General features: G+C 55.0%; 14 protein-coding genes. 3 read left to right on the plus strand and 11 right to left on the minus strand.

Features of this window, described 5'->3' with window-relative positions:
* The 11 genes from mraY to leuO all read right to left on the minus strand — a co-directional run bounded on the left by mraY (position 1) and on the right by leuO (position 12,868).
* The gene (gene mraY / locus ABLV66_RS21045) at positions 1-1,083 is read right to left on the minus strand and encodes a phospho-N-acetylmuramoyl-pentapeptide-transferase (protein WP_004204335.1); all 1,083 of its coding nucleotides are present in this window, start codon (positions 1,081-1,083) and stop codon (positions 1-3) included.
* Positions 1,077-2,435 (minus strand): UDP-N-acetylmuramoyl-tripeptide--D-alanyl-D-alanine ligase, encoded by a 1,359-nt coding sequence (gene murF / locus ABLV66_RS21050; protein WP_045390007.1) that lies wholly within the window; start codon positions 2,433-2,435, stop codon positions 1,077-1,079. The genes mraY and murF overlap by 7 nt, the downstream gene beginning before the upstream one ends.
* Positions 2,432-3,919 carry a UDP-N-acetylmuramoyl-L-alanyl-D-glutamate--2,6-diaminopimelate ligase gene (murE, locus tag ABLV66_RS21055; protein WP_045376465.1) on the minus strand — a complete coding sequence of 496 codons (1,488 nt, stop codon included), beginning with the start codon at positions 3,917-3,919 and terminating at the stop codon, positions 2,432-2,434. The genes murF and murE overlap by 4 nt, the downstream gene beginning before the upstream one ends.
* Positions 3,906-5,672 (minus strand): peptidoglycan DD-transpeptidase PBP3, encoded by a 1,767-nt coding sequence (gene ftsI / locus ABLV66_RS21060; RefSeq protein ID WP_045390005.1) that lies wholly within the window; start codon positions 5,670-5,672, stop codon positions 3,906-3,908. Before ftsI ends, murE begins: the two co-directional genes overlap by 14 nt.
* Before the next feature lie 15 nt (positions 5,673-5,687).
* Positions 5,688-6,053 carry a cell division protein FtsL gene (gene ftsL / locus ABLV66_RS21065; protein ID WP_015704398.1) on the minus strand — a complete coding sequence of 122 codons (366 nt, stop codon included), beginning with the start codon at positions 6,051-6,053 and terminating at the stop codon, positions 5,688-5,690.
* Positions 6,050-6,991 (minus strand): 16S rRNA (cytosine(1402)-N(4))-methyltransferase RsmH, encoded by a 942-nt coding sequence (rsmH, locus tag ABLV66_RS21070; protein WP_063413978.1) that lies wholly within the window; start codon positions 6,989-6,991, stop codon positions 6,050-6,052. Before rsmH ends, ftsL begins: the two co-directional genes overlap by 4 nt.
* 1 nt (position 6,992) lies before the next feature.
* Positions 6,993-7,451 carry a division/cell wall cluster transcriptional repressor MraZ gene (gene mraZ, locus ABLV66_RS21075; RefSeq protein WP_015368255.1) on the minus strand — a complete coding sequence of 153 codons (459 nt, stop codon included), beginning with the start codon at positions 7,449-7,451 and terminating at the stop codon, positions 6,993-6,995.
* A gap of 638 nt (positions 7,452-8,089) precedes the next feature.
* Positions 8,090-9,094, minus strand: coding sequence for a catabolite repressor/activator (gene cra / locus ABLV66_RS21080; protein ID WP_045390003.1), 1,005 nt, complete (start codon positions 9,092-9,094; stop codon positions 8,090-8,092).
* Between the two features lie 197 nt (positions 9,095-9,291).
* Complete coding sequence (gene ilvN / locus ABLV66_RS21085; RefSeq protein WP_015368257.1) at positions 9,292-9,783, minus strand: acetolactate synthase small subunit; 492 nt, start codon at positions 9,781-9,783, stop codon at positions 9,292-9,294.
* A 2-nt stretch (positions 9,784-9,785) separates the two neighbouring features.
* Positions 9,786-11,510 (minus strand): acetolactate synthase 3 large subunit, encoded by a 1,725-nt coding sequence (gene ilvI, locus ABLV66_RS21090; protein ID WP_032706640.1) that lies wholly within the window; start codon positions 11,508-11,510, stop codon positions 9,786-9,788.
* A 389-nt stretch (positions 11,511-11,899) separates the two neighbouring features.
* A complete protein-coding gene (gene leuO / locus ABLV66_RS21095; protein WP_015368259.1) occupies positions 11,900-12,868 on the minus strand; it encodes a transcriptional regulator LeuO in 969 nt (322 codons plus the stop codon).
* Positions 12,869-13,471: 603 nt separating this feature from the next.
* On the opposite strand from leuO, the gene leuL reads away from it, so the two are divergent.
* From leuL to leuB, 3 genes are all read left to right on the plus strand, one after another.
* Positions 13,472-13,558 (plus strand): leu operon leader peptide, encoded by an 87-nt coding sequence (gene leuL, locus ABLV66_RS21100; protein ID WP_020079614.1) that lies wholly within the window; start codon positions 13,472-13,474, stop codon positions 13,556-13,558.
* A gap of 93 nt (positions 13,559-13,651) precedes the next feature.
* A complete protein-coding gene (gene leuA, locus ABLV66_RS21105; RefSeq protein ID WP_015368261.1) occupies positions 13,652-15,223 on the plus strand; it encodes a 2-isopropylmalate synthase in 1,572 nt (523 codons plus the stop codon).
* Positions 15,223-16,314, plus strand: coding sequence for a 3-isopropylmalate dehydrogenase (leuB, locus tag ABLV66_RS21110; RefSeq protein WP_015368262.1), 1,092 nt, complete (start codon positions 15,223-15,225; stop codon positions 16,312-16,314). Before leuA ends, leuB begins: the two co-directional genes overlap by 1 nt.
* The last annotated feature ends 2 nt before the right edge of the window (positions 16,315-16,316 follow it).

The raw sequence follows: 16,316 nt of genomic DNA on the forward strand, positions 1-16,316 counted from the left end.
TTAACGTACCTTCAGCGTCGCCAGGCCAATCAGCACCAGCATCAGCGAAATAATCCAGAAGCGCACGATAACGCGCGGTTCCGGCCAGCCTTTCAGTTCATAGTGGTGGTGAATCGGCGCCATACGGAAGATGCGCTGGCCGCGCAGCTTGAACGAGCCGACCTGCAGGATAACCGACAAGGTTTCCACGACGAAAACGCCGCCCATAATCACCAGCAGGAACTCCTGACGCAGCAGTACGGCGATAATGCCCAGCGCGCCGCCGAGCGCCAGTGAACCGACGTCGCCCATAAAGACCTGCGCCGGGTAGGTGTTGAACCACAAGAAGCCCAGGCCCGCGCCGACAATCGCCGTGCAGACGATAACCAGCTCGCCGGCGTGACGCAGATAAGGAATATGCAGGTAGTTGGCGAAGTTCATGTTACCGGTGGCCCACGCTACCAGCGCAAAGCCGGCGGCGACGAAGACGGTCGGCATAATCGCCAGGCCGTCGAGGCCGTCGGTGAGGTTGACCGCATTGCCGGTACCGACGATAACGAAGTAAGCCAGCAGGATGTAGAACAGTCCCAGCTGCGGCATCACATCTTTAAAGAACGGCACTACCAGCTCGGTCGCCGGGGTGTCTTTCCCCGCCAGATACAGCGCGAACGCCACGCCCAGCGCGATTACCGACATCCAGAAATACTTCCAGCGGGCAATCAGGCCCTTGGTGTCTTTACGCACGACTTTACGGTAATCATCGACAAACCCGATGATGCCGTAGCCGATTAATACCGTCAGCACGCACCAGACGTATGGATTTGACGGATAAGCCCACAGCAGGACGGAAACGGTAATCGCGGTGAGGATCATAATCCCGCCCATGGTCGGGGTCCCGCGTTTGCTGAAGTGGGACTCCGGGCCGTCGTTACGAACGACCTGACCGAAGGACAGTTTTTGCAGACGGGCGATCATACGCGGGCCCATCCACAACGAGATGAACAGCGCGGTCAGCAGGCTGACGATGGCGCGAAACGTCAGATAGGAAAAGACGTTAAAGCCGGAATAATATTTGACCAGATGTTCGGCCAGCCATACTAACATGTCGCAATCTCCTGTAATGCGCGTACTACCTCTTCCATAGCGGCACTACGTGAACCCTTCACTAAAATGGTCATGATTTTATGCTCTGCCAGCAGCTCGCGCAGGCGAGCTACCACGGCGGCTTTATCGTTAAAATGTTCGCCCACGCCGCTGGCGCTGCTGATATCCGCGCTCAGTGAACCGACGCTGAGCACGCAATCCAGGCCCGCCGCTTTCGCCGCTTCGCCCACTTCGCGATGACAGGCCGCGCTTTCCGCGCCGAGTTCAGCCATATCGCCGACCACCATCGCCCGGAAGCCCGGCATTTCCGCCAGCACCTGTACCGCGGCGGTCATCGAACCGACGTTGGCGTTGTAGGAGTCATCCAGCAGCAGCTGGTTTTCCGCCAGTTGGATCGGGAACAGACGTCCCGGCACCGCTTGCAGCTGCGCCAGCCCAGCTTTCACCGCGGCCAGATCGGCGCCTACCGCCATCGCCAGCGAAGTTGCAGCCAGCGCGTTAGCGATGTTATGGCGCCCCGGCAGCGGCAGCAGTACGTCGACGTTGCCGAACGGGGTCTGCAGCGTAAATTCGGTGCCATGACTGGTGATATGAACATTGGTCGCCGTGAAGTCGCTGTTCGCCGCGTTCGGCGAGAAGCGCCACACTTTGCGATCGCCAATCACGCTCTGCCAGTTCAGCCAGTCGTTATTGTCGGCATTCAAAATCGCGATGCCGTTTTGCGGCAGGCCGGTGAAGATTTCGCCCTTGGCTTTTGCCACGCCCGCCAGCGAGCCGAAGCCTTCGAGGTGCGCGGCGGCGAGGTTGTTGACCAGCGCCGCTTCCGGACGCGTCAGGCTGACGGTCCAGGCGATTTCGCCCTGGTGGTTGGCGCCAAGTTCAATCACCGCATACTGGTGATCTTTGTTCAGACGCAGCAGCGTCATCGGTACCCCGATATCGTTATTCAGGTTACCGGCGGTATACAGCGTATTACCGCACTGGCTGAGGATCGCCGCGGTCATCTCTTTGACCGAGGTCTTACCGGAAGAACCGGTGAGCGCCACCACGCGGGTCGGCACCTGCTGACGCACCCAGGCCGCTAACTCGCCAAAAGCCAGGCGGGTATCTTTCACTACGACCTGCGGTAAATCGCAGGCCAGTTGGCGGCTAACCAGCAGGGCGCCTGCGCCCGCCGCTTTCGCTTGTTCGGCAAAATCATGCGCGTCGAAACGCTCGCCTTTCAGCGCCACAAACAGGCAACCCGCCGTGACTTTGCGGGTATCGGACGTCACGTCATCGATAGCGATATCGCTACCCTGCAGTTCGCCGCGGGTGATATCGGCGAGCTGGCTTAATGTAAAGCGAATCATGCTACCGCTCCCAGCAGACGCGCGACAGTCACGCGGTCGGAGTAATCCAGACGGCGGTTGCCGACTATCTGATAGTCTTCGTGGCCTTTGCCCGCGACCAGCACAACGTCGTTCGCTTTCGCCTGCATCACCGCGCTGGTCACCGCTTCCGCGCGGCCTTCCATCACCTTCACCTGCCCGGCATCAAGCATGCCGGCCAGAATGTCGTTAATAATCGCCCGCGGCTCTTCGGTACGCGGGTTATCGTCGGTAACGACCACGATATCGGCAAACTCTTCCGCGATAGCGCCCATCAGCGGGCGTTTGCCCTTGTCGCGGTCGCCGCCGCAGCCGAAGACGCACCACAGCTTGCCGCTACAGTGCAGACGCGCGGCCTGCAGCGCTTTTTCCAGCGCGTCAGGCGTATGGGCGTAATCGACCACCACGGTCGGTTTGCCCGGCGCGCTGAACACTTCCATGCGGCCGCACACCGGCTGTAAACGCGAAGAGGTTTTCAATAGGTCCGCCAGCGGATAGCCCAGCGCCAGCAGCGTCGCCAGCGCCAGCAGCAGGTTGCTGACGTTAAAGGCGCCCATCAGGCGGCTTTCGATTTCGCCCTTGCCCCAGCTCGAGTCAAACTGAATGGTCGCGCCGCTGTCGTGATAGTTGACCGCGGTCGCCTTCAGCCAGCGGCCGTGGCAGTTCGGATTGATATGATCTTCCATCGACACCGCCACCGCATCCGGCAGTTTCGCCAGCCAGCGACGCCCCACTTCATCGTCGGCGTTGACGATGGCCTGGCCGCAATGGTGGGTGGAATAGAGCAGCCATTTCGCCGCTTCGTAATGTTCCATGTCGCCATGGTAGTCGAGGTGGTCACGGCTCAGGTTGGTAAACACCGAGGCGGCAAACTGCAGCGCCGCCACGCGGTGCTGAACCAGCCCGTGAGAAGAGACTTCCATCGCGCCGAAAGTCGCCCCCTGCCCTACCAGACCGGAAAGCACGTGCTGAACATCAACCGCAGAGCCGGTGGTGTTTTCGGTTGGCACCACTTTATCCAGCAGGCCGTTACCGACGGTACCCATCACCGCGCTGGTTTCGCCGAGCAGTTTCGCCCACTGCGCAAGCAGTTGAGTCGTGGTGGTCTTACCGTTAGTGCCGGTAACGCCCACCAGGCGCATCTGCTGCGAAGGTTGATGATAAAAACGCCCGGCCAGCGCGGATAACCGCTCGTTCAGTTGGCTAAGGTAGATGACCGGCACGCCGTGCATCTCGCGAACTTCGCCGTCTGCGGCCTCGCCCTGCGCCTCAGCAATAATGGCAGCAACACCTTGCGCTATCGCCTGCGGGATATAACGACGCCCGTCCGCCTGATGACCCTGTACCGCGACAAAGAGGTCGCCGGACGCCGCCACGCGGCTGTCCAGCGTCATCTCTCGCAGAATTCGCTCCGGCGCATTTGGCACCCACGGAGCGAGAAGGTCGCGCAAATTACGATCTGCCACCTGTTCCCTCGCCTTGATTAATCACAAATTCACTTTTTTCGCCCGTTGCCAGCGCATCCGGTTCGATGTTCATGGTGCGCAGTACGCCGCCCATGATGGCACCGAATACCGGCGCGGAAACGGCGCCACCGTAGTATTTACCTGCCTGCGGGTCGTTGATCACCACCACCAGCGCGAAACGCGGGTGGCTGGCGGGCGCAACGCCTGCGGTGTAAGCAATATATTTGTTGATGTAGCGGCCATCCGGCCCCACTTTTTTCGCCGTACCGGTTTTAATGGCGATGCGATAGCCTTTAATCGCCGCTTTCACGCCGCCGCCGCCGGGAAGCGCTACGCTTTCCATCATGTGAACGACGGTACGAACGAGCGAGTCCGGGAACACGCGCTCGCCCGGAACCGGTGGATCAACTTTGGTAATCGACAGCGGGCGATAGATGCCATAGCTGCCAATCGTTGCGTAGACTCGCGCTAACTGTAACGGAGTTACCATTAGCCCGTAGCCGAAAGAAAAGGTGGCCCTCTCTATGTCAGACCACCGTTGTTTTTGAGGATATAAGCCACTGCGTTCTCCGACCAACCCCAAATTGGTCGCCTTTCCAAGCCCAAAACGTGAGTAAGTATCTACTAACGCTGAGGACGGCATCGCTAACGCCAGCTTAGAAACGCCGACGTTACTCGACTTCTGTAGCACCCCGGTCAGGGTCAATTCGCTGTAGCGCGCCACGTCTTTGATTTCGTGGCCGTTAATTCGATATGGAATGGTATTCAGCACGGTATTTTCATTGACGATGCCGCGCTGCAGCGCCGTCATCACCACCATCGGCTTCACCGTTGAACCCGGTTCAAATACGTCGGTGATGGCGCGGTTACGCATGGTATCTTTGGAGGTACCCGCGAAATTATTTGGGTTGTACGACGGGCTATTCGCCATCGCCAGCACTTCACCGGTGTTGACGTCAACCAAAACGGCGGTGCCTGATTCCGCTTTGTTGAACGCCACCGCATTATTCAGTTCGCGATATACCAGCGCCTGCAGGCGCTCGTCGATGCTCAACGCGAGGTTATGCGCCGCCTGGCTGTCGGTGGAAGAAATGTCTTCAATCACGCGGCCATAGCGGTCTTTACGCACGATACGTTCGCCCGGCTGACCGGTCAGCCATTTATCAAAGCTTTTCTCAACCCCTTCAATCCCCTGGCTATCGACGTTGGTGAAGCCAATGAGGTGAGCGGTTACTTCACCTGAAGGATAATAACGGCGAGACTCCTCGCGCAGATGGATCCCCGGCAGCTTCAGTTTTCTGATGTAGTCGGCCATGTCAGGGTTCACCTGACGCGCCAGATAGATAAAACGCATCCGCGGGTTGCTGTTGATGCGCGATGCCAGCTGATCCAGCGGCATATTCAGCGCATCGGCTAGCGCTTTCCAGCGGTTATCGAGCGTCACACCGCCCGCATCATGCAGCTCTTTCGGGTCGGCCCAAATCGCTTTTACCGGAACGCTGACCGCCAGCGGGCGGCCGGAGCGGTCGGTAATCATGCCGCGCGCGGTGGAGACTTCCTGTACGCGCAGGGAACGCATATCCCCCTGACGCACCAGCATGTCCGGGCTGACAACCTGCAGCCACGCGACGCGGCCAAGCAGGAAGGCGAGAGCGATTAAAATACATCCGCACAGCAACGCAAAACGCCAACTGATAAAGTTGGCCTGTTCTTCCTGACGTTTTGCTTTTGGCGTTTTCGGCGCTGCTTTCATGCGTCGCAATAATCCTTATTTCTGTACCACTATATTTTCTTGTGATGGATCAACGTGTTGCATCTGCAACTTCTCTGTCGCGATCCGTTCAACCCGACTGTGATCGCCAAGGGCGTTCTCTTCGAGGATCAGGTTGCGCCATTCAATATCCAGAGCGTCACGCTCCAGAACTAATTGTTCACGCTGCGCGGTTAACAGACGGGTATGGTGCGCCGTCGTCACCACGGTCACTGCCGTTATGATGATGCAAATGAACAGGCAGAGTGGCAGCTTCCCAAACCGCAGAAGATCGTCCCCGATGACGCCAGGCAAGGCATGGCGCTCGTTGCTTCCTAACGATCCTTTAACTTTGCTTAAGGCTACTGTCACTCTGCCGATCATGCGTTCGTCCTCTCTGCGATACGCAGCACTGAACTACGGGCGCGTGGATTCTCTGCCACCTCTTCTTCGCCCGGCATCAACTTGCCTAGTGCTCGCAACTGACGGCCGCCCAGTTTCCTGAGCTGATCTTCAGTCATCGGGATCCCTGCTGGAACCTGCGGACCGCGGCTTTGCTCACGCATAAAACGCTTCACAATGCGGTCTTCCAGCGAATGGAAACTGATAATCGACAGCCGACCACCGGGGGCCAGCACGCCGAGCGAGCTTTTTAGCGCCTGCTCTATCTCCTCCAGTTCACTGTTCACCCAGATGCGCACCGCCTGGAAGGTACGGGTCGCGGGATGTTTGTGCTTATCTTTCACCGGCGTTGCCGCCGCGATAACTTCCGCCAGCTCTTTGGTACGGGTCATCGGCTCAATGCGGTTACGCTCAACGATCGCGCGCGCGATACGTTTACCGAAACGCTCCTCGCCAAAGGTTTTGATGACCCAAGCGATATCGGCTTCTTCGGCAGTCTGTAACCATTCGGCGGCGGACTGACCGCGAGTCGGATCCATGCGCATGTCCAGCGGACCATCGCGCATAAAGGAGAACCCGCGTTCCGCGTCGTCCAGCTGCGGTGAAGAAACGCCAAGATCGAGAAGAATACCGTCGATCTTGCCGGTAAGATTGCGCTCGGCGACGTAGTCAGCCAGCTGCGAGAAAGGACCATGTACGATGGAAAAGCGTGGGTCATCGATGGTTTGCGCAACGGCAATAGCCGTCGGGTCGCGATCGATTGCCAGCAGGCGCCCTTCCGCCCCCAGTTGGGAGAGGATCAGACGCGAGTGACCACCGCGGCCAAAGGTTCCATCAATGTAGATACCATTTGGACGAATATTCAGGCCGTTAACGGCTTCATCCAGAAGTACCGTAGTGTGTTTAAAATTTTCCATCATTTTATAAAGACAAATCCTGCAGGCGCTCCGACAGTTCACCGGTAGCGGACTGCTCAGCGTCGATATCTTCCTTGACCCGTTGATACCAGGTCGTTTCATCCCACAGTTCAAATTTATTAAACTGTCCGACCAGCATCACTTCTTTTGTCAGCCCGGCATGTTGCCGCAGCACCGGCGCGATTAGCAATCGTCCGGCGCTATCCATCTGACATTCGCTGGCATGCCCCAAAAGCAGGCGCTGTACGCGCCGCTCAACGGGATTCATGCTCGACAAACGCGACAATTTTTGCTCGATGATTTCCCATTCAGGCAAAGGATAAAGCAGCAGGCACGGGTGATGAATGTCAATGGTGCACACCATTTGACCAGAAGCATCCTCGATCAGCCCGTCGCGGTAGCGCGTCGGTACGGCCAAACGGCCTTTACTGTCGAGATTGACTAACGTTGCTCCACGGAACATGCCAGCCTCACCCCTTTTCGCCACTTTACCCCACAAATTCCCACCTAAAGGAGTTTACGGAGCGGAGGAAAAGCTTGTCAAGCCAGCACTAATGCCAACGGAGCGCAAAAACCCATTATTTACAGCCGATATTAGCCCTGATGAATAAATCACCAACAAACGAGGCAAATTAACGTTATGAATACGTGTAAGAAAATAACCAACAAACTCGTAACAGTTAAAAGCGACAAAATATCTTCAGCGGGAAAATATAAAGTGTCAGTTTGCGACGCGAGCGGCATTTTAGGCCATTCTGATGTCCGTTAACAGTGCCTGTTGTGGACGGAGAAGCACTTGTGCCGCGGCCTGACGCTCTCAGATGCGATGAAGGTAGGATAAAGCGATTGTTAATTCAGCAATTATTCCGATGAATGTAACAAAATAATACTAACAAAGGGTATTGCGCATTTTCTTGCACCATTTGGATACAAAAAAATCTTTCTCAGGAATAAAACAAAATAAGGCGTAAAGAAGTTTAGGGATTTGTCTGAAAGCGAATAGATTTACGAATCTCTACGTAAATTGTATGGAATATCGCCAGATGCTAATCCATCTGGCGAATAACCTACGAAGAATCTTAACCTTTTTTCGCTAATGGATCAGCGGCGATTCAAACTTCCGCGATGATAAAGGTTACGACGAATACGGCTTAAGCCTGGTTTTGGCTTACGCGGTTCATCCAGGCTTGCCAGTACAATCTCTAAAACACGCTCGGCAACGTCGCGGTGACGCTGCGCGACCGCCAGCACCGGACACTGCAGGAAATCGAGCAGTTCGTTATCGCCGAAGGTGGCGATGGCGAGTTCGGATGGCAGTTTGCCTTCACGGCGCAGCGTGACGTCCATCACTCCCTGCAGCAGCGGGAAAGAGGTGGTGAACAGCAGTTGCGGCATCGGATGCGTTTCCAGCCATTTCTCGAAAAGATGGGCTGCAGCTTCGCGTTCGTAGCTGTTGGCATACAGGAAGTTCACTTCCCGCGGGTCATCCTTCCACGCCGAACGGAACCCCTGCTCACGCAGGAAACTCACCGACAGCTCCGGCAGCGCTCCCAGATACAGCACATTGTCGCCGGGGAATTTGCGCAGCTCGGCAGCGAGCATTTCGGCGTCGTCCTGATCGGCGCCGACGACGCTGGTAAAGTGTTCACGATCGAGCGCGCGGTCAAGCGCGACAATTGGGAAGGGATCGTTCGCCCAGCGCTGATAAAACGGGTGCTCCGGCGGCAGCGAAGTCGATACAATAATCGCGTCCACCTGACGCTGCAACAGATGCTCAATGCAGCGCATTTCGTTGTCCGGCTGATCTTCCGAGCAGGCGATCAGCAACTGGTAGCCGCGCTGACGCGCCTGACGCTCCAGGTAGTTCGCAATACGGGTATAACTGGTATTTTCGAGATCCGGGATTACCAGACCAATTGAACGCGTGCGTCCTGCGCGCAGGCCAGCAGCGACCGCATTCGGGTGGTAGTTATGCTCGCGCACCACCGCCATCACCTTCTCGACCGTTTTATCGCTGACGCGATACTGCTTCGCTTTGCCATTAATCACATAGCTCGCGGTGGTTCTTGAAACACCGGCCAGCCGGGCGATTTCATCCAGTTTCACAATTGCCCCTTGGGTAAGAAGTACAAAAAACAACCATTAAATAGATATACTCATTAGAGTATAGAGATCCATTTTTATAACATCTAAACGCAGAATAGTTAGCGCGGCAACCGCTTTCGTCCACAGTTCCTACGGAATTCGCAAAAAAATAACCCGACAGTTTGTGTCGGGCTATTTTTACGTCATTTTTTCAGCGTTTAGCGCATAATTTTATCGCCACGCGACAGGCCGACGACACCGGAGCGCGCCACTTCAACAATGCGCGCGACGTCGCGCAAGGAGGCCAGGAAGGCATCCAGCTTATCGCTGGTTCCTGCCAGCTGCACGGTATAGATAGAAGGCGTCACATCAATAATCTGCCCGCGAAATATCTCGGTGTTGCGTTTCACCTCTTCACGGCCATAACCGCTGGCCTGCACTTTAACCAGCATGATTTCACGCTCGACGTGGGAGCCCTGGCCCAGTTCGCTGACCCGCAGCACATCCACCAGCTTATGTAACTGCTTTTCGATCTGCTCAATCGCTTTCTCGTCGCCCACCGTCTGGATGGTCATGCGGGACAGCGTCGGATCGTCGGTTGGCGCTACCGTCAGGCTTTCAATATTGTAGCCGCGTTGGGAAAACAGGCCGATCACCCGGGATAATGCCCCCGATTCGTTCTCCAGTAATACAGATAATATCCGGCGCATAATCAGGTTCTCTCCGTTTTGCTCAACCACATTTCGTCCATGCCGCCGCCGCGGATCTGCATGGGGTAAACATGCTCGCTACCATCAACCGTAACATCAACGAACACCAGACGGTTATTACGTACCTGCTCCAGCGCTTCCGCCAGTTTAGCTTCCAGCTCTTGCGGCTCGCTGATGCGAATACCGACGTGGCCATACGCCTCGGCGACGCGCACGAAGTCCGGCAGCGATTCCATATACGACTGCGAATGGCGGCCGGAATAGAGCATATCCTGCCACTGCTTCACCATCCCGAGGTAACGGTTATTCAGGTTCAACACCAGCACAGGTAGTTCATACTGCAGGGCGGTGGAAAGCTCCTGAATGTTCATCTGGATGCTGCCGTCCCCGGTCACGCAGATGACGGTTTCTTGCGGTAGCGCCATCTTCACGCCCAGCGCCGCAGGCAGGCCAAAGCCCATCGTGCCGAGGCCGCCGGAATTAATCCAACGTCTTGGTTTATCGAATGGATAATAGAGCGCGGCGAACATTTGATGCTGGCCAACGTCGGAGGTCACGTAAGCATCACCGTTGGTCAGGCGCCAGATAGCCTCGATTACCGCCTGTGGTTTAATCTTGCCGCTTTGCGTGTCGTATTGCAGACAATGACGGGAACGCCACTGTTCGATCTGCTGCCACCAGTCGCGGATCTCATCCAGCGGCTGCTGGCTCTCTTCCTGCTCAAGCAGATCAAACATCTGGTCGAGCACCTGCCGCGCGTCGCCAACGATCGGCACATCCGCAGGGACGGTCTTGGAGATCGACGTAGGATCGATATCAATATGCAGCACCGTGGCGTTCGGGCAATACTTAGCCAAATTGTTGGTGGTGCGATCGTCAAAGCGTACGCCGACTGCAAAAATAACGTCGGAATGATGCATGGTCATGTTGGCTTCATAGGTGCCGTGCATCCCCAGCATGCCAAGCGCCTGCTGATGAGTCGCCGGAAAAGCGCCTAAGCCCATTAATGAAGAGACTACCGGTAACTTCAGCTTTTCGACCAAGGTACGCAGCTGTGCTTCGCACTGCGAATTGATCGCCCCGCCACCGACGTATACGACCGGTTTTTTCGCCGCCACCAGCGTTTGCAACGCACGTTTGATCTGACCTTTATGCCCGCTGGTTGTCGGGTTATAAGAACGCATGCTAACCGCATCCGGCCAAACGTAAGGCAGCTTTTTCGCCGGATTGAGAATATCCTTCGGCAAATCGACCACCACCGGCCCCGGTCGGCCGCTGGCCGCCAGCCAGAACGCTTTCTTTAAAATGCCGGGAATATCTTCAGTCTGTTTCACCAGGAAGCTGTGTTTGACCACCGGGCGCGAGATACCGACCATATCGCACTCCTGGAAGGCATCGTAGCCAATCAGCGAGGTGGCGACCTGCCCGGAAAGAATGACCAGCGGAATAGAATCCATGTAAGCCGTTGCGATACCGGTAATAGCGTTAGTCGCTCCCGGGCCGGAGGTCACCAACACCACCCCGACTTCGCCGGTCGCGCGCGCCAGCCCGTCAGCCATATGCACCGCCGCCTGCTCATGGCGCACCAGCACATGGTCTATGCCACCGAGGGTATGTAATGCATCGTAGATATCGAGGACCGCGCCTCCGGGATAGCCGAATACTTGCTTGACGCCCTGATCGACAAGCGATTGGACGACCATCTCGGCTCCTGACAACATCTCCATGGTTTGCCTCCAGGCTTTTTGTTTTCACGACGGCGGAAGTCATTTTCCGCGCGCGTCGTATGATGCGCCGCCATCGGCAGCGCATTGAAGTGAACAACTTGCTGTGCATTACCATAACTGCTCGCCAACAGGCAGGCAATTCGCCTGGCGGCGTCTGGAGCGCGTCTCAAAAGCAGAAAAGAAAGCATATGGAGAAATATATGGAGGATTGCTTCAGGAATAGAAAAATGAGACAGCCAATACTCGGGGAAAATGGCTTACGGCAGAAAATCATCCATTTTTCACCGTCGGGTTGCGAGAACCCGCGGTGATAAACAGAATAATATTCTGCTTTTTAATGTTTACTCAGATAAGATGGAACTTCCGCTCCCCTTTGTGGATGAGGACAATTAGCGCTGGCAGATATTCGCCAGTAACTCTTCCATCCATTGATGGCCTTTATCACGACCGGCCGCTTCGTGCCATGAAAGGAAGCAGGTGCGGCTATTTACCTTCAGCGGCAGCGGTAATATCTGCAGGTCTAATTTATCCGCGAATTCATTGGCTAACCAGCGTGGCGCTATCGCCACCATGTGGGTTTGCGAAACCACGTTTAATACGCTAACCATGGCATTACCCTGATAGGCAATGCAGGATTGTTTATCCACGGAGTCATACCACGGCTGGCTAAATGAAGCATAACGATCCAATGCGACGACCGCGTGCTCTTCCTGATAAATATCCGCTTCCGTTAACGGCCCGGAAATACGCGGATGTTTACGGCTGGCAACCAAAACCATTTCATCTTTGAATAAAGGTATGCAGGCGAACTCCGGACGACGGAACTCTTCATAGCCGATAACAAATTCAATTTCCTGATAACGCAGCTGATGTTCGGTGTTTTGATGTAGCGCTGATTTAAAGACCAGATGAATATTTGGCGCGATTTCACCAACTTTATTAAATATTAGCGAGGTTAAGTAATTATCCAATGGGCTACAAACGCAGAGGTTAAATACGCGCTCGCTGCTCAGCGGTTCAAAGCCGGAACCCGGCAGCTCATTTTGCACCAGTTGCAATGCCTGGCGTACCGAGCCGAACAGCTGATAGGCCCGCGCCGTTGGCTGAATGCCGCGCCCATAGCGAACAAACAGTTCATCATTAAACATCACCTTAAGGCGAGAGACCGCGTTACTCACCGCCGGTTGGGACATCCCGAGAGTGTGGGCCGCACGGGTAATATTTTGTTCCTGCATCACCGCATCAAACACGGTCAGCAGGTTGAGATCCACCATCCGCAGTTGTGGTTTAACGACTTCCTGTCCCGGGGCTGATTTATATTCAGTATTTTCAATTAACATATCTAACTCCACCGTCACGCTAAATTCCTTTTACCAAAGTGCAGTAATTAATTAAGACAATATCATTTATCATGCATATTAAATCTGCAAAAGGGCAAAATGGAATTTTAGGAATATATCAAGGTTATGAGTAGCGACGAAAAACCTCACAGGACATCACCGGAACCCGCCTAAAACATATCATTTACTTGATGATATAAAGTGTACCCATAGATCACAGGAATAAACAACACCACTATTAGTTAATTGCAATTTAAGTATCAATTAACTATCTAGTTTATCCCTGCGATTAATTAACACTTTGTTATCCTTCCTTTTGTCTAAACCCCTCAAAATCAGCGATGAGAATACCATTAATCTCTTATCTTTCATTAAGATAACAATGGAACCCTCTCTCATATTTTTCATCCCCTTTATGATAAAAAATTTTTCTAATTGTTTTATTTTTCCAGGGGCATATGAATGTCTCAAATAGGATCGTCGGTAAAACAAGGGATAATCCAGCACAATTAGCTAATTCACCAGGCTGGTGAAAAACAGTTTTTATCTTGCCTGGGGTTGACATCAAAACCGCTATCCAGTAACTCTAAAAGCATATCGATTTCAACTGGAGTATGACGCATGATTCGCACCACTCGTTTCACCAGCCTACTACTACTAAACGCATCCATTGTGCGCGGTAGGCTGTTGGGCGACGTTCAGCGTTAAGTCATCTTCCAGCAAGACACTAAACCCGCGCCATTGCGCGGGTTTTTTTATGCTCGAAGCAAGGCGCCAGGCAACAGATTAAGGATCTAAACCATGAGCCAGCAAGTCATTATTTTCGATACGACCTTACGTGATGGGGAACAAGCGTTACAGGCCAGCCTGAGCGTGAAAGAGAAGCTGCAGATAGCCATGGCCCTCGAACGTATGGGCGTCGATGTGATGGAAGTCGGTTTCCCGGTTTCTTCCCCAGGCGATTTTGAATCGGTGCAGACCATCGCGCGCACCATCAAAAATAGCCGCGTGTGCGCGCTGGCTCGCTGCGTTGAGAAAGATATCGACGTGGCGGCGGAATCCTTAAAAGTGGCCGAAGCGTTCCGCATCCACACCTTCATCGCAACGTCTCCGATGCATATCGCCACCAAGTTGCGCAGTACGCTGGATGAAGTCATTGAGCGCGCTATTTACATGGTGAAACGCGCACGTAACTATACCGATGACGTCGAATTTTCCTGTGAAGACGCAGGTCGTACGCCGATCGACGATCTGGCTCGCGTCGTCGAAGCGGCTATCCGCGCCGGCGCCACGACTATTAATATCCCGGATACCGTCGGCTACACCATGCCGTTCGAATACGCCAACATCATCAGCGGTCTGTATGAACGCGTACCAAACATTGATAAAGCGATTATTTCAGTCCACACCCATGATGATTTAGGCATCGCCGTCGGTAACGCCCTCGCCGCCGTCCACGCTGGCGCGCGTCAGGTAGAAGGCGCGATGAACGGTATCGGCGAACGCGCCGGTAACTGCGCGCTGGAAGAGGTGATCATGGCGATCAAAGTGCGCAAAGACATTATGAACGTGCACACCAACATCAATCACCACGAAATCTGGCGTACCAGCCAGACCGTCAGCCAAATCTGCAATATGCCTATCCCGGCTAACAAAGCCATCGTCGGCACCGGCGCCTTCGCCCACTCTTCCGGTATTCATCAGGATGGCGTGCTGAAGAACCGCGAAAACTACGAAATCATGACCCCGGAATCCATCGGCCTGAACCAGGTACAGCTGAACCTGACTTCACGCTCCGGTCGCGCGGCGGTGAAACACCGTATGGAAGAGATGGGCTATAAAGAGAGCGACTACAACCTGGATCATCTGTATGACGCGTTCCTGAAGCTGGCGGATAAAAAAGGCCAGGTCTTCGACTACGACCTGGAAGCGCTGGCGTTCATCAATAAGCAGCAGGAAGAGCCAGAGCATTTCCGTCTCGACTACTTCAGCGTCCAGTCTGGCTCGAGCGATATCGCTACCGCCTCTATCAAGCTGGCATGCGGTGATGACATCAAAACCGAAGCCGCCAACGGCAACGGCCCGGTTGACGCTATCTACCAGGCTATTAACCGCGTGACGGACTACAACATCGACTTAGTGAAGTATGGCTTAAGCGCCAAAGGTCACGGCAAAGATGCGCTGGGTCAGGTTGATATCGTCGTGGAATACAACGGTCGCCGCTTCCACGGCGTCGGCCTGGCGACCGATATCGTCGAATCGTCAGCAAAAGCGATGGTACACGTGCTGAACAACATCTGGCGCGCCGCCGAAGTCGAAAAAGAATTGCAACGCCAAGCTCAGAATAAAGAGAACAACAAGGAAACCGTGTAATGTCGAAGAATTATCATATTGCCGTTTTGCCGGGTGATGGAATTGGCCCGGAAGTGATGAACCAGGCGATGAAAGTACTGGAAGCCGTTCGTAACCGTTTTTCAATGCGTATCACCACCAGCCAGTACGACGTTGGCGGCATCGCCATCGACCGTCAGGGCATGCCGCTGCCGCAAGCCACCGTTGATGGCTGCGAGCAGGCAGACGCGATTCTGTTCGGTTCCGTCGGCGGTCCGAAGTGGGAACATCTGCCGCCGGCCGAACAGCCGGAACGCGGCGCGCTGCTGCCGCTGCGTAAGCACTTCAAATTATTCAGCAACCTGCGCCCGGCTAAACTGTATCAGGGGCTGGAAGCGTTCTGCCCGCTGCGCGCCGATATCGCCGCCAACGGCTTCGACATTCTGTGCGTGCGCGAACTGACCGGCGGCATCTACTTCGGTCAGCCGAAGGGCCGCGAAGGCAGCGGCCAGCATGAAAAAGCTTTCGATACTGAGGTATACCACCGCTTTGAAATCGAGCGTATCGCGCGTATTGCCTTTGAATCAGCGCGCAAGCGTCGTCATAAAGTGACGTCAATCGATAAAGCCAACGTCCTGCAGTCTTCTATCTTGTGGCGCGAAATCGTCAACGAGATTGGCAAAGAGTATCCGGATGTCGAGCTGGCGCATATGTATATCGATAATGCCACCATGCAGCTTATCAAAGATCCGTCGCAGTTCGACGTCCTGCTGTGCTCGAACCTGTTTGGCGACATCCTGTCCGACGAGTGCGCGATGATCACCGGCTCTATGGGCATGTTGCCGTCCGCCAGCCTCAACGAGCAAGGTTTTGGCCTGTATGAACCAGCGGGCGGCTCGGCGCCGGACATCGCGGGCAAAAATATCGCCAACCCGATTGCGCAAATCCTGTCGCTGGCGCTGCTGCTGCGCTATAGCCTGGATGCCGGCGACGCGGCGAGCGCCATTGAACGCGCTATCAACCGCGCGTTAGAAGAAGGCATTCGTACCGGCGACTTAGCGCGCGGTACGGCGGCGGTCAGTACAGATGAAATGGGCGATATCATTGCCCGCTATGTCGCGGAAGGGGTGTAATC

Origin of the sequence: Klebsiella sp. CN_Kp073 (assembly GCF_040065495.2) — a bacterium.
Lineage (GTDB): Bacteria > Pseudomonadota > Gammaproteobacteria > Enterobacterales > Enterobacteriaceae > Klebsiella > Klebsiella aerogenes.